This is a genomic window from Candidatus Binatia bacterium, assembly GCA_036504975.1.
Lineage (GTDB): Bacteria > Desulfobacterota > Binatia > UBA9968 > UBA9968 > JAJPJQ01.
The window spans coordinates 1-12,883 of sequence record DASXUF010000009.1 but is presented as its reverse complement, the minus strand read 5'-3'; the positions used below and the strand labels follow the sequence as shown (position 1 = coordinate 12,883).

The following is a 12,883-nucleotide window of genomic DNA, read 5'->3' as shown; positions in this document are numbered from 1 at the left end:
CCACTCCTTCCCGACGATCTTTTCGTCGCCGTCAATCTTCCAGACCCGATGGACAGAAAGCAAAGATTTTTCCCTGAGCGACCTCAAGCGGAACGCTCTGAAGAAAAGCTCCGAGACACGGTCCCCAGATGCACTCACCGCTCGTGGGATCGTAAGTCGCGCCGTGGTTGGCGCAGATGAGATAGCGGTTGTCCTCGGTAAAAAAGCGATTGTCCACCCAGTCGAGCGACAATGAAATATGTTTGCAGCGATTCAAATACGCGTAGTGAGCGCCTTCGTAGCTGACCAGAAACGCCTCCACGGTATTGCCCCTGCATTTCAGGAGGAATTTCTTTGTCCGGCCATGCTCAAGCTCTCCCACCCGCGCCACCAGTTTGCGCCTGCCGCGGCTCTTCTTTTCGGTCGACTCCATGCGCGCTCAGTCCGCCAGCTCGGAGAGATCGCCCGACGGGCAGCCGACGAGAATTTCGCCGCCCTCGACGAGCACCGGCAGCGGGTAAAGAGAGAGGCCCTTGCATGGGCCCTCGACGCACACGCCCGACATGGGATCGTAAAGCGCGCCGTGCGTCATGCAGATCAGGTGCCGGCCGTCCTCGGTCAAAAACTGATAGCGCACAAAATCGAGCGGCGTCGTCATGTGGCGGCAGCGATTCACGTAGGCGCGGAAATCTCCCCGGTAATTCACCAGAAAACCGTCGATCCGATACTTCCGGCAAATCAGCCAAAACTTTTTGACCGAGCCCGGCTGCATCTCCTCCACCCGCGCGATCACCCGGCCGTGGGCTTTGCTCTCTTCCAGCATCCGCGACTGGTCGCGAAGAAAAATATATCTGCGGACGCCGAGACCCACAAGATAGACGGCAAGAAACAGAATGGAGAGGTAAATCGTCAGTTCCATAAAAAACAGCACTCAGCGATCAGCAACACACAAAGATTCCAGCCTGCATTATTCTCCGTTGAACGTCACCTTTAGCGTGCTTTGCGCCTCTGCGCGAGATACCCTCACCCCTACCCTCTCCCGCTTGCGGGAGAGGGTAGGGGTGAGGGTCGCGTCAAGACACCAAAACCGCAAAGATGGTTCCATGATCGTTCCTTCAGCCTTCCTCTCCGTAGCTTACAGTCTGTGACGACTTTTCCTCGGACCATGATTAATCCCGACTGGCTGACGGCTGATACGCTGATAGCTGACTGCTGAAAGCTTTTTAAGCTACTTCGTCTCCTTTTCGAGCGACTTGCGGATCTGCTTGACGTTTTCCGCGCTCTGGCTTCCCTTCAGCCCCATGACCTTCATCAGCTCGCTGCTCATCTCCGCCGTGACCTGATCCTGGACGCTGCCCTTCCCGTCGGGGTCGGCTTTCAGAAAGACGAATATCTTTTCCTTCGACACGCCGGTCTTTTCCAACTCGTCCAAAAATTCACCGTAGCCGACCCGGCCTTTCAGCTCATCGACCCGCGCCAGGAGCTTGCGACAATCCTCGCAGAGCTTCGACCAAAAACGGCTCCGGTCGCCGCAGTAAACGCAACGGCTCATGACGGTCAGAAATTCTCGGCGAGCGACTTGGCCAGCATCCCGTGCAGCGACTTGGCCAAGGTCGGATTCGACGCGACCATGCCGCGGCACAGGCTGTCACGCCGGTTGAATACGATGTTGTTGCCTTGCCCGTCGATGACGACTCCGCCCGCGCCCTCGACGACGGCCACGCCACCGCAGACGTCCCACTCGTGGAGCGCGCGGAACGTGAGCATGCCGTCGCCTTGGCCTTCCGCTATGAGCGCGAGGCGAAACGCGATGCTGCCGACCGGCTGGACGCGGCAAAGCTCGGCGAAAGGTTGAAACCGTTTGCGCGGTTCGGAGCGGCTGACGATCAGCGAAGCGCCTTCGACTTTTTCCCGCGGCGTGACACGAATGGGACTATCGTTGAGCATCGCTCCCGCGCCCCTGGCCGCCTTGTAGAGTTTCGCTTGCGCCGGATTATAAACGACGCCGACCGCCGGCCGGCCGCCCACGGCCAGGCCGATGGACACCGTGAACTGGGGGATTTTTTCGATAAACTCCCTCGTTCCGTCGATCGGATCGATCACCCAGACGCGCGGCGCCGCCAGCCTCTTCAGGTCGTCCTTGCTCTCCTCCGAGAGCCAGCCGTCGTCGGGATAACGCCCCAGAAGAATTTCCTGAATCTTGCGGTTCGCCTCCAGGTCCGCCGTGGTCACGGGATTGTTCTTGCTTTTTTCCTCGATGACGTAATCCTTGCCGTAATAGCCCATGATGATCGCGCCGGCTTCCCGCGCCGCCCTCTCGGCCGTTTCCAATTCTTCGGAAAAATCTTTCTCGGTAGACACGTTAAATTCTTCTCCTCTTTTCCCCACTCACAGCGTTTGTTTCGAGAAATTGAATATTCGAGTCTAGCTTGCCCGCGCTTCGGCCGCGCGCGCATGCGGAACGACGCGGATGATCGAAGGAACCCAAGGAAGAGCCGCGCGCGTCGAACCGGCTACGATGCGCAAAGTCTTCTCGCGCCTGCCGTTCCAGGCGAGCCCGTATTCGCGGCGCAGCTTCGGCGGCAACAGCCCGGCGGTGACGAGGACAAAGAGCGGCGCCAATGGTTTCAGTAACCAAGGCCGGGGATGAAGAATCGCCTCGCTCAGCGCCCGCGCCGTCGCGCCGACGACGATCTCTTCCGATTCGATCATCGCGTCCATGTAAGCGCCGAACTTCGCCAACGTGCCGGGCAGCTTCGTTTCGGGCACTCCCAACAGGATTCCCAATCTTTTCGTCTCCTCGTAATAGCGGCGCTCCACGTCCTCGGAAAGCGGCTTGACGAATTGACGGTAAGTCACCAGAGCGGAATCGACCAACGTGGCGTGCACCCACAGGAGCAGATCCGCGTCCTGCGCGCGGTAGCGCGTTCTCGGCGGCAGCACGTCCGGTTGCCGGACGGTTCCCTTGACTTGACGGTGGACGCTTTCGAGCCGATCGAGGGAGGCTTGGGCGCGCGGACGCTCGTCGAAGACGATCGACCACATCGTTTCCATCGTCCGCACGAGGCGGCCCAGCGGGTCGCTGAGGAAGCCGCTGTGATCGGCGACTCCGGCGGCGACCTTGGGATGGGCGATCTGCATCAGCAGCGCCCTTCCGCCGCCGAGCAAAAGCGCCATCTCCCGGTCGACGCTCCAGATCGCGCTGTCGGGCGCGAAGAAGCGCTCGGCCACTTCAGGTTTTGGGAAGTTCTTCGACACCGCCGATTTTTTCCGCGCCGGCCCGCTCCATCTCGCCGAGCGCGCCCTCGCCGTCACCCGGCTGAAGATTCACGGCGCGCGCCGCGTCGGCGAGCACAACGACGCGGAAGCCTTGCTTCAGACCGTCGAGCACCGTGTGCTTCACGCAATAATCGGTCGCGAGGCCGCCGACAAAAATCCGCTTGACGCCGCGCTCGCGCAACAGCTCGCCGAGCACGGCGCCATGCTCGTCTTTGCCGTCGAACCCGGAATAGCTTTCTTCATCCGCGGCCATCCCCTTGGAGACGATCACGGCGCCCGGCCGAAGCCGCAAGTCCGCGCGAAATTCCGCGCCCTGAGTTCCCTGAACGCAGTGAGCCGGCCAGACACCGCCATAGGCCTTGAAGTGTTTGGTCTTCTCCGGATGCCAATCGCGCGTGGCGAAAACCGGTAGCCCCGCTCTTTCGAATCTCTCGATGTAGCGATTGAGCGCGGGGACGACCCGGTCGCCGTCCGCGACCGCGAGCGCGCCGCCGGGACAGAAATCATTCTGCACATCCACAATCAGCAGCGCATCGTTGCTTTGCATCGAATGTCATTATAATGGAAGATGACGGAGTTGCAACAAAGCTATTTGAGCATGCAGAATACAGAATTCAGGAGCCAGAATGCAGAAGCGAAGATTCTTCTGGACATTCTGGATTCTGGATTCTGACTTCTGGATCCTCTCTGTTCTATGATCAAGACCATCTTCTTCGACGCCGCCGGCACGCTCATGAGGCCCGTCAGGCCGATCGGACAGAGCTACGGCCTGCTCGCAGCGAGCTACGGCATGAACGTTCCGCCGGCTGAAATCTCGGCTCGCTTTCGCGCCGGATTTTCCTCGGCGCCGCCGCTCGCATTTCCCGGCGCGGCATCCGGAGAAATTAAAACCTTAGAATATGCCTGGTGGAAAAAACTGGTGCGGAAGGTCTTCGAGCCTTACGAGCCGTTTTCCCGCTTCGACGAATATTTCGCCGAGCTGTTCGCCTATTTCGGCAAGGCGGACTCCTGGGCTCTTTTTCCCGAGACGTTGGATACGTTGGCCGCTCTGAAAAAAAAGGGGTTGACGCTGGCGGTGATTTCGAACTTCGATTCGCGGCTGTTCGCCATTTTGCAGGGCCTCGGCGTTTCGTCGAGCTTCGATTCGATTGTGATATCGAGCCACGCCGGGCACGCCAAGCCCGATGCGCGTATATTTCATCACGCCCTCGCGCTGCACCGGGCCGACGCAAAGGAGGCCCTCCATATCGGCGACAGCCCGGACAGAGACGCCGCGGCCGCGAAGAACGCCGGATTGACCGGCGTGCTGTTGGACCGCAAGGCGCGGACCCGGTCCAACTCCTATCTCAGAGTGCAGGATCTCGCCGGGCTATTGCCCTTGATCGACGCCGGAAGGTAAAAATCTGTAGGGGCGACCCCCTGTGGTCGCCCAAAACCAGGGCAGGCACGGGGGCCTGCCCCTACAATAACGCGTTGTTCAAATCAAATTGAATGCCCCCACTACCCGAGCGTCTTTCTCAGCCACTTGCGCGTTTTTGCCACCGATTCGTCGGCGGCGATCCGGTTGGCTTCACTTTTTCCCTGCGGGTTGTTGAGAAAGGCGTGCCCCGCGCCCTCGTACATGTGGATCTCGTATTTCTTGCCGTAGCGGTCCAGAGCTTCGCGAAACATCTCGATCTCTCTCTGGGTCGTGTTGGCGTCCTCGGTGCCGCTGTGACAGATGAGGGGAGCCCGGATGCCGCGCAAATCCTCCGGATCGGGAAACAGGCTCTGGTAATAAATGACGCCGGCGGCAAAGGCCCGCGACTTCGCCAGGGCGTAGAGCGCCAGTCCTCCGCCCATGCAAAAGCCCATCACGGCGACTTTCTTCTTGCCGACCCAAGGCAGCCGTCTGAGGTAGGCGACGCTGTCGACTATTTTGTCCACGGCTGAGTGAACATCCAAAGACGTTTTCGCAAGCGCGCAGGATTCCGGAGTCGAGTAAATTTCTCCGTCGAACAAGTCCGGCGCGAGGGAGACGAATCCTCCCTTGGCGAAGCGCCGCGTGACGGCCCGCTGGCCGTCGTCCACGCCGCGGTAGCCGTGGATCAACACGATGGCGGGTCTCGGTTCACGGACGTTGGGCCGGGACAAAAACCCGTCTACGATCTCCTTCCCGCTTTTATAGGCGGCGTGCATGGAAACGATTCTCTCCGCCATTTCATTTCTCCTAGTTTTTCATGGACAAAAGCGATGCCTCACGGCGCGAGTCTTCGGCCGCGGGCGATAGGGCATTGCCATAATCCGCAACACTCTAGTCGGACGTCCGCGGCCTCTTCCTCGCGCCCCTCGGCATCTCAGTGAAAATTCGGCAGGACCTCGGCACCTGTGTGCACGATCTCACCAGACTCCCCTGAATAATCGCCACGGCGTCCGCTCCATGTATTTCCGGTAGTCGTCGCCGCGCGCGCGGATGAGCTGCGCCTCCTCGACCGGGATGAAGGCGACGAACGTCACCGACAGCAAAATCGCCCAGAACAATTGCCCCATGTACGGATGGATGAGCAACGACGCGGCCGCGGCTGAGATAAACGCGCGATACTGCGGATGGCGAACTTGCGCGTATCCGCCCTCGGTGAACAGCGGCGTCTCCGGGCCGTGCGAATAGGCGCTGACCGATCCGGGCACGCCGAGCAGACCGTCGAGCATGCTCGAGGTCGCCCCCTCGAAAAACATGAAGAACGCCCAGAGAAAGAGAACGCACCCCAGAAAGCGCATCCAGTGAGTCGGCTCGAACGCCACACCCGGAACGGGCTCGTGCAGCGTAAGAACCGCAAGCCACAGGATGACCGTGGTCGTGATATAGACGCGCCGCTCCGACGGAGTTCCGGCCGGATTGCCCCACAACGCCTGCTTGAACCACGCGCGGGTCATCACCAGATGCGGCGCTATGAAGACGCCGTACAGCAGCAGGTTATAACCGAAGTTGCCCGCCGGCGCGGCGTCATCGTAAGAAAATCCGTAGAGCAGCGAGCCGAAGATCGAGAACAAGCCGAAATAGGCGAAGACGCGATACGCTGAACTCATGGCGGAACTCCCGGTTACGATCGTCGTTTTTGCAGCAGCTTGACGTGATAGCGCCAGTCGGACTCGAAGCGCGCCGACGATCCGAACTTGATGACGCCGCGCTCGGCCCGCTGTTTGTATTCGAAGATGTCGGCCTCCGAAATCGGCCTGGGTTGACCGATCGCGTAGGCCATGCCGTGGATGCGCGCCAGCTCGTAGAGGTTGAGGCTCGTCACCGTCGCCTCCTCCACGCTCCCGCCGGCGACCGTCATGCCGTGCCCGACGAGAAGACAGGCTTTCTTCTCGCCCATCGTCCGCATGAAATCTTCTGCCAGCTCGCGGTTGATGATCGTCACGCTGCGTGGATAGACCGGTATCCCGTCGAGCACCAGCTTCATCCCCGGCGGGCTGTACGCCGCGTACATCGGTATCAGCGGCTTGTCGCACGCGGTCAGCGCGACGATCCAATCGGGATGCGTGTGGATGACGCTCATCACCTCCGGACGCTTGCGATAGATGATGAGATGCATCGCCGTCTCGTTGGGCGCGTCCAGACCTTTTTTTCGCGCCTCCAGGACGCGGCCTTCGAGGTCAATCGTGATAATGTCCTTTTCCGTCGCCAGCTCGACCGCCTCCTCGGCGGGCCCCTTGGCTTTGATCAAGACGCGGTCGGTTCCCGGAATCCGCGCGCTCACGTGCCCGAGCATGCCGCGCGTGAGTCCCTGCGTGCCGACGATGCGGCAGGAAAGCGCGACTTTTTTTCTGAGTTCGGAGACGATACGAGATCGAGCCATGAAACGCTCCCAGTGCCAGCAACTCCTATCAGAGTTGGCCCGATTCGATCAAGTTCCTTCGCGGCGGGTAATGGAGGAGGCTCTTATGCGGGACCCTTCGCGCCCTTCACGGGGCTGAATTCGTGTCGTTCGACATCCCGATCTGCTTACGGCTTTTTTCCAAAGCCGCTCGCATCTTCTTCGCCAGAACCTGAACATACGGCTCTTCGCTGAAATTCAGGTGATTGCCCTCGACGCCGTGCACCTCGACGCCGCCTTCGGCGAAGCGCCCCCAGCCATTGTCCGGATAGGCTCGAAGCAACGGCTGCGCTTTGGCGCGGAAGAGCATGATCCGACCGGGATAGCCGCGAGGTTTGTATCGGAGCAAGGCCTGGTAATGGGCCGTGATGACGCGGCGATATCGCTCCGGCAATTCCGCCGGCATGTCGACGTTTTCCGTTATGTCTGCTCTCAACGGGGCGACGCCGAGCGGGCGCAGCACCCCATTGATGCAGAGCTTGGAGACCTTCTTCAATTTATTGCCAACATCGCGGATGACTTCTTTCGGCTTCCGGCGCACGACGAAGTCGCCGATCCAGTGGGGCAGGTTGCGGAGGAAGCTGACGGCGCTGAAGCGGTGCGAGCCGGGCGCCACGGTGTCCAGGATAGCCAACATTCCCACGCGCTTTCCGGCGGCGTAAAGTTGGCGCGCGATCTCAAAAGCCACGATGCCGCCGAAGGAATATCCCGCGATGAAAAACGGGTCGTCCCCCTGGACGCACTGGATCGCGTCGATATAGTAACTCGCCATCTCCTCGATCGACGTGAAGGCGCTTTCGGAATCTCTGACGCCGCGGGCTTGCAGCCCGTAGAGCGGCTGGTCCAATCCGAGCCGCCGCGCGAGGTACGAGGCGCCGAGCACCAGCCCGCCGATTCCCGGCACGAGATAAAGAGGAGGGAGGCTCCCCTTCGGCTGAACCTTGACGACCGTACCGTCCCGCGGCTCGGCGTCCAATCGATGAATCGCCCGAGCGAGCTTTTCGATCGTGTTTTCCTCGATCACGAGCGACGGCGGAATGTGGCTGCCGCGGATCTCTTCGACCTTGGTCGCCATCAGCACCGCCTGCAAGGAATCGCCGCCCAGATCGAAGAAGTTGTCCGTTATTCCGATAGGCCGGACTCCCAGGATCTCTTCCCAAACCTCGGCGAGCTGCATTTCCAAAGAATCGGTCGCTGCTTTGAACGGGTTGTCCAGGCTTCGACTCCGCTGCTCGGGCGAAGGCAGCGCGTCGCGATCGACCTTGCCGTTGACGGTGAGCGGAAGCGCGGCGAGCACGACGAACGCCGACGGCACCATGTATCCGGGCAGCCGATCTTGTAAAAAGCTCCGCAGTCGATCGACCGACGGCGAGGTTTCATTCTTTCCGACGACGTAAGCCACCAGCCGTTTGCCTGTGCTGAGCGAAGTCGAAGCGCCTGCCGATCCATCCTCGCGCGCGACCACCGCGCAATCGCGGACATCGGGATGCCGCCCTAGGGCGACTTCGATTTCGCCCAGCTCGATGCGATAGCCTCTGATCTTTACCTGATGGTCCGTGCGGCCGAGGTATTCGAGGTTTCCGTCCGGCAGGCGGCGCGCCAAGTCGCCGGTCTTATAAAGGCGCGCACCCGCGTCACCATTCGAAGAACGACAAATAAATTTCTCCCGCGTGATTTCCGGCTGATTCAAATAGCCCCGCGCCAACGCGACTCCGCCGATATACAACTCGCCGATTTCTCCCGGCGGAACCGGCTGCAGATCGGAACCTAAAAGATGCATATCCATGTTGTCGATCGCGCGGCCGATCGGCACCGATCCCGATTGGACGTCGCCCGTCACTTCATAGATACAGCAGCCGACGACCGTTTCGGTCGGACCGTACTCGTTGACGATCCGGGTCGCGGGAGCGTAAGTACGCCAGGCGGCGATGTGCTCCCATTTGAGCATCTCGCCGCCGACGACGAGCACTCGCACGCGCCCGGCCAGTTCATCACCGGGAAGCATGTGGGCCAGCGCCTCTAAATGCGTCGGCGTGATCTTGACCAGAGTGTAATCCTTCCCGGCGCCGAGCGCGCGCGCCAGCTCTTCGATTCCCGGACCTTCGGGAAGAAGCACGACGCGCTGGCCTACCAGCAAAGGAGCTAACAGCGTGGTGATGGTAAGATCGAATCCGATGGGCGAATGGACCAGCGTCCCCGCTCCTTCCGACATGCGGTAGTAGCGGGCGGCCCATGACAAATAATTCGCCAGACCGCGGTGGTGGATCATCACGCCTTTGGGTTTTCCCGTGGAGCCTGAAGTATAGATGACGTAGGCGAGATGATCCGGCTCGGGACCGTTCTCCAGATTCTCGCCGCTCTCGCGCTCGATCTCCGGCCAATCCTCGTCGACGCAAATGACTTTTGCGGTGTGGCCGGAGACTTTGTCGGAAATCCGTCTCTGCGCGAGGACCACCGGCGTCCTGGCGTCTTCGAGCATGTACGCCAAGCGTTCGGCAGGATACGACGGATCGAGAGGCAAATATCCGGCGCCGGCTTTGAGGATGCCGATAAGTCCGACCATCATTTCCGGCGCGCGCTCCATGCAGATTCCGACGAGCATTTCCGGTCCTATGCCGACAATCCGCAAACGACGCGCCAGCTGATTGGCCCGCCGGTTCAACTCGCGGTAAGTAAGGCGCTCGTCCTTGTAAGCCACCGCGACAGCGTCGGGAGTACGCTCGACCTGGGCTTCGAAGAGACGATGGAAGCAATCGTTCATAATTTTAGCATAGAATAATTTGCCGGCGGGCGGACGACAATCGGTTTAAAAACCGCTTCGATGCAAGGAAAATCCAGTAATGCAGCTTGGGGAATTACCTGAGACGAGCACTCGAGGTGGGAAATCCGCGCGGCGCTGTGGGCGGAACGCTTACTTTGTCCGATCCTTTAACGCTCTCCACACGCGCTCGGGTGTGAGCGGGAGATCGTTGATGCGAAGGCCGTAGCCGCGGGCGAGCGCGTTGGCGATCGCGGGCGCGACCGAGACCAGGCCGCCTTCGCCCATGCCGCGGGCGCCGTGCGGGCCGGGGCCGTCTTCGTTCTCGACGAGCACGGTCTCGAACTCCCGAGGCACGTCGGAAAATCTCGGCACGCGATAGTCGATCAAGTTCGAGTTGACGAGCTGGCCGCCTTCGTAGATCATCTGCTCGAACAGCGTGTGCCCGATGCCCATCATCGCCGCGCCTTCCTCCTGGCCGACGCAGCCTTCCGGATGGATCGCCTTGCCCACGTCGGCGACGGAAACGTACCGCTTGATCGCGATCTGTCCGGTCTCCTGGTCTACGGCCAGTTCCGCGGTTCCCATGCCGATCTCCCAGAATACGGGAAGCGAGCCGGTGATCTCGGGGCCGACGTCGCCGTGGCCGATCAGCTCGCCGCCCGAGCCGCCGAAGCGGCGCTCCAGCGCCTCGCGAAACGTAATTCTCATCTCGCCGCAGATCATCGTGCCGTCGACCATTTGCACCTGTGCCGGTTTGACGCGCAGCGCCTCCGCGCCGATTTTGAGGAGCTGATTTTTTAGCTCCCGCGCCGCGCGCTGTATCGCAGTGCCCATGAGCGTGGTGGAGCGGCTCGATCCGGTGGAAGCATCGTAAGGCGTGACTTTGGTATCGGCGCCGCCGATGCGGATCGCATCGAGCGGCAAATTCAATTCCTCGGCGATGATTTGCGACAGCACCGTGCGCACGCCCTGCCCCATCTCGGTGCTGCCGGCGAAGGCCAGGAGCGAGCCGTCCGGCTGTAGCCGCACCATCGCGACCGAAATCGGCGTCGCGCCCGCATTGGTCGCGCCGCACGCGAGCCCCATCGCCGCGCGGCCTTTTGATTTCGCGCGCTTTTTCCATCCGCTCGCGCGCACGAGCGTCTTCAGGTTCGCCGCGAGGTTCGCGTCCATGCCGCGGAGCTTGGGGCGAAGCTCCTCGCCTTTTTTGAGAAAATTCTTGAGCCTCAGCTCGCCCGGATCGATGCCGAGTCTCGCGGCGATCATGTCCATCTGCGACTCCGACGCGAAGATCGTCTGGGGCGCTCCGATGGCGCGGAAAGAGCCGGCCGAGCCGGAGTTGGTGTAGACCGCGTAGGCGTCCGTGCGGATGTGTGGAATTCTATACGGGCCGAGAACGCGCGTCGCGGCGCGGATCGCGACCGCCGGACCGTTGTCCGCGTAGCCGCCGGTGTCGAGATAAATTTCGGCCGCGCGCGCGACCAGAGTGCCGTCGCGTCTGACGCCGGTTTTCAATTTCACGCGCGCGCCGTGGCGGCGCACGGTGAGCATCGATTCGGTCACCGAGTTGCAGATGCGAACGGGCGCTCTTGCCTTCCGCGCCAGCGCGACGACCAATGGCTCGAATTTCGTGTAGGATTTGCTGCCGAAACCGCCGCCGAGAAAAGGGATGACCATTCTGACTTTGGTGGGATGAAGGCCGTAAATCTTTGCGATGTCGCCCCGGACCTGAAACGGATGCTGCGCCGACGACCAGACCGTGATCCCCTCGTCGTTGAAGTCGGCAATGACCGAGTGCGGCTCGAGGGCGTAGTGATAGACCATGGGAAAAGTGAACGTGTTTTCGAAGACCTCGTCGGACTCGGCGAAGCCCCGATCAACGTTCCCCTTCTCGACGCGCTCGTGACCGCAGATATTGCCGGCCGCATCGTCGTGAACGAGCGGCGCGCCTTCAGCGAGCGCCGCGTCGAGACCGACGGCGGGCGGAAGCTCTTCGTACTCGACCTGAATCAGCGCGAGCGCTTCTTCTGCTGCGCGGAGAGTGTCTGCCGCCACGGCGGCAACCGGCTCGCCGACGTAGCGTACTTTGTCGATCGCGATGACGGGCCGGCCACTGTAGAAAGGCTTCGTATCCGAAATATCTCTTGCCGTGAGCACCGCGGCGACGCCGGGCAGCGCCTCGGCTTGCGAAGCGTCGATGCTTCTAATGCGCGCGTGTGGAAACGGACTGCGAAGAATTTTGCCGTGCAGCATTCCGGGGATCACGAGATCCCCGGTGAATTTCGCCCTCCCCGTTACCTTTTCGACGCCATCGACTCTGGCGACGCTCTGCCCGACGTATTTGAGTTGCTTCTCCGGCATGCGAGCAAACTAACAAACCGACGAGAGAGGCGCAAATGAATCTGGGAGGGTTTCATCATTCGCCTTGCTTCCTACGATTATGACAATTAAAATCCCGCTTCACATGAGCAAGTCACCGGTCAAATCTCCCGTCTGTGTGATCATCGCCGGGCCAAACGGTGCCGGTAAGACGACCTTCGCGCGCGAATACCTGCCCAAGGACGCTGATGTAATTCATTTCGTGAACGCAGATTTGATCGCCGGCGGGATTTCCCCGTTGCGGCCCGAGCTGGCCGCGCTCGCAGCCGGCCGTCTGGTTTTAAAGCAGCTCGATCACCTCGCGAAGGCGCGCCTGGACTTTGCTTTCGAGAGCACGTTAAGCGGTCTTGGATACCTCGCCCGCTTGAAGCGCTGGAAAGCCGCCGGGTACCACATCGAAATCGTCTATCTCCGCTTGTCGTCCTCAAACCTTGCGCTTCGCAGGATCGCAATGCGCGTCAAGCACGGCGGACACAACGTGCCGCGCGCCGACGTTCTCCGGCGATACACCCGAAGCTGGAGTAACTTCCAAAATATCTATCGACTTTTAGCCGATCGATGGACGGTGTATGATAATTCAGAAGCCGTTCCGCGATTGCTGGAGGAAGGACCATGAAGCGGGCCAAGA

13 protein-coding genes are annotated in these 12,883 nt (G+C 60.9%); 2 read left to right on the top strand and 11 right to left on the bottom strand.

Annotated elements, in window-relative coordinates:
- Nucleotides 1-31: 31 nt before the first annotated feature.
- From VGL70_00920 to VGL70_00895, 6 genes are all read right to left on the bottom strand, one after another.
- A complete protein-coding gene (locus tag VGL70_00920; GenBank protein HEY3302076.1) occupies nt 32-412 on the bottom strand; it encodes a Rieske 2Fe-2S domain-containing protein in 381 nt (126 codons plus the stop codon).
- A 6-nt stretch (nt 413-418) separates the two neighbouring features.
- The gene (locus VGL70_00915; protein HEY3302075.1) at nt 419-898 is read right to left on the bottom strand and encodes a Rieske 2Fe-2S domain-containing protein; all 480 of its coding nucleotides are present in this window, start codon (nt 896-898) and stop codon (nt 419-421) included.
- A gap of 309 nt (nt 899-1,207) precedes the next feature.
- A complete protein-coding gene (locus tag VGL70_00910; GenBank protein ID HEY3302074.1) occupies nt 1,208-1,531 on the bottom strand; it encodes a hypothetical protein in 324 nt (107 codons plus the stop codon).
- Nucleotides 1,532-1,536: 5 nt separating this feature from the next.
- Nucleotides 1,537-2,340, bottom strand: a complete 804-nt coding sequence (locus VGL70_00905) for a 3'(2'),5'-bisphosphate nucleotidase CysQ (GenBank protein ID HEY3302073.1) — start codon at nt 2,338-2,340, stop codon at nt 1,537-1,539.
- A 63-nt stretch (nt 2,341-2,403) separates the two neighbouring features.
- Nucleotides 2,404-3,237, bottom strand: coding sequence for an oxygenase MpaB family protein (locus VGL70_00900; GenBank protein HEY3302072.1), 834 nt, complete (start codon nt 3,235-3,237; stop codon nt 2,404-2,406).
- Entirely contained in the window at nt 3,212-3,805 is a 594-nt protein-coding gene (locus tag VGL70_00895; GenBank protein ID HEY3302071.1) for a nicotinamidase, read from the bottom strand. The genes VGL70_00900 and VGL70_00895 overlap by 26 nt, the downstream gene beginning before the upstream one ends.
- Nucleotides 3,806-3,952: 147 nt before the next feature.
- Between VGL70_00895 and VGL70_00890 the strand changes: the two genes are divergently transcribed.
- The gene (locus VGL70_00890; protein HEY3302070.1) at nt 3,953-4,657 is read left to right on the top strand and encodes an HAD-IA family hydrolase; all 705 of its coding nucleotides are present in this window, start codon (nt 3,953-3,955) and stop codon (nt 4,655-4,657) included.
- 101 nt (nt 4,658-4,758) lie between these two features.
- On the opposite strand, the gene VGL70_00885 is transcribed toward VGL70_00890, so the two are convergent.
- The 5 genes from VGL70_00885 to VGL70_00865 all read right to left on the bottom strand — a co-directional run bounded on the left by VGL70_00885 (nt 4,759) and on the right by VGL70_00865 (nt 12,237).
- The gene (locus VGL70_00885) at nt 4,759-5,457 is read right to left on the bottom strand and encodes an alpha/beta fold hydrolase (GenBank protein ID HEY3302069.1); all 699 of its coding nucleotides are present in this window, start codon (nt 5,455-5,457) and stop codon (nt 4,759-4,761) included.
- A gap of 180 nt (nt 5,458-5,637) precedes the next feature.
- Nucleotides 5,638-6,324, bottom strand: a complete 687-nt coding sequence (locus VGL70_00880) for an isoprenylcysteine carboxylmethyltransferase family protein (GenBank protein HEY3302068.1) — start codon at nt 6,322-6,324, stop codon at nt 5,638-5,640.
- Nucleotides 6,325-6,338: 14 nt separating this feature from the next.
- Nucleotides 6,339-7,097 (bottom strand): class II aldolase/adducin family protein, encoded by a 759-nt coding sequence (locus tag VGL70_00875; GenBank protein HEY3302067.1) that lies wholly within the window; start codon nt 7,095-7,097, stop codon nt 6,339-6,341.
- A 106-nt stretch (nt 7,098-7,203) separates the two neighbouring features.
- Nucleotides 7,204-9,876 carry an amino acid adenylation domain-containing protein gene (locus VGL70_00870; GenBank protein HEY3302066.1) on the bottom strand — a complete coding sequence of 891 codons (2,673 nt, stop codon included), beginning with the start codon at nt 9,874-9,876 and terminating at the stop codon, nt 7,204-7,206.
- Nucleotides 9,877-10,026: 150 nt separating this feature from the next.
- Nucleotides 10,027-12,237 (bottom strand): xanthine dehydrogenase family protein molybdopterin-binding subunit, encoded by a 2,211-nt coding sequence (locus VGL70_00865; protein ID HEY3302065.1) that lies wholly within the window; start codon nt 12,235-12,237, stop codon nt 10,027-10,029.
- A 103-nt stretch (nt 12,238-12,340) separates the two neighbouring features.
- On the opposite strand from VGL70_00865, the gene VGL70_00860 reads away from it, so the two are divergent.
- Entirely contained in the window at nt 12,341-12,871 is a 531-nt protein-coding gene (locus VGL70_00860) for a zeta toxin family protein (protein ID HEY3302064.1), read from the top strand.
- Nucleotides 12,872-12,883: the final 12 nt, after the last annotated feature.

Coding starts and splice junctions, on each gene's coding strand:
- VGL70_00895 (HEY3302071.1), bottom strand. CDS start 3,805: ATGCAAAGCAACGATGCGCTGCTGATTGTGGATGTGCAGAATGATTTC.
- VGL70_00880 (HEY3302068.1), bottom strand. CDS start 6,324: ATGAGTTCAGCGTATCGCGTCTTCGCCTATTTCGGCTTGTTCTCGATC.
- VGL70_00865 (HEY3302065.1), bottom strand. CDS start 12,237: ATGCCGGAGAAGCAACTCAAATACGTCGGGCAGAGCGTCGCCAGAGTC.
- VGL70_00890 (HEY3302070.1), top strand. CDS start 3,953: ATGATCAAGACCATCTTCTTCGACGCCGCCGGCACGCTCATGAGGCCC.
- VGL70_00915 (HEY3302075.1), bottom strand. CDS start 898: ATGGAACTGACGATTTACCTCTCCATTCTGTTTCTTGCCGTCTATCTT.
- VGL70_00885 (HEY3302069.1), bottom strand. CDS start 5,457: ATGGCGGAGAGAATCGTTTCCATGCACGCCGCCTATAAAAGCGGGAAG.
- VGL70_00910 (HEY3302074.1), bottom strand. CDS start 1,531: ATGAGCCGTTGCGTTTACTGCGGCGACCGGAGCCGTTTTTGGTCGAAG.
- VGL70_00920 (HEY3302076.1), bottom strand. CDS start 412: ATGGAGTCGACCGAAAAGAAGAGCCGCGGCAGGCGCAAACTGGTGGCG.
- VGL70_00860 (HEY3302064.1), top strand. CDS start 12,341: ATGAGCAAGTCACCGGTCAAATCTCCCGTCTGTGTGATCATCGCCGGG.
- VGL70_00870 (HEY3302066.1), bottom strand. CDS start 9,876: ATGAACGATTGCTTCCATCGTCTCTTCGAAGCCCAGGTCGAGCGTACT.
- VGL70_00875 (HEY3302067.1), bottom strand. CDS start 7,097: ATGGCTCGATCTCGTATCGTCTCCGAACTCAGAAAAAAAGTCGCGCTT.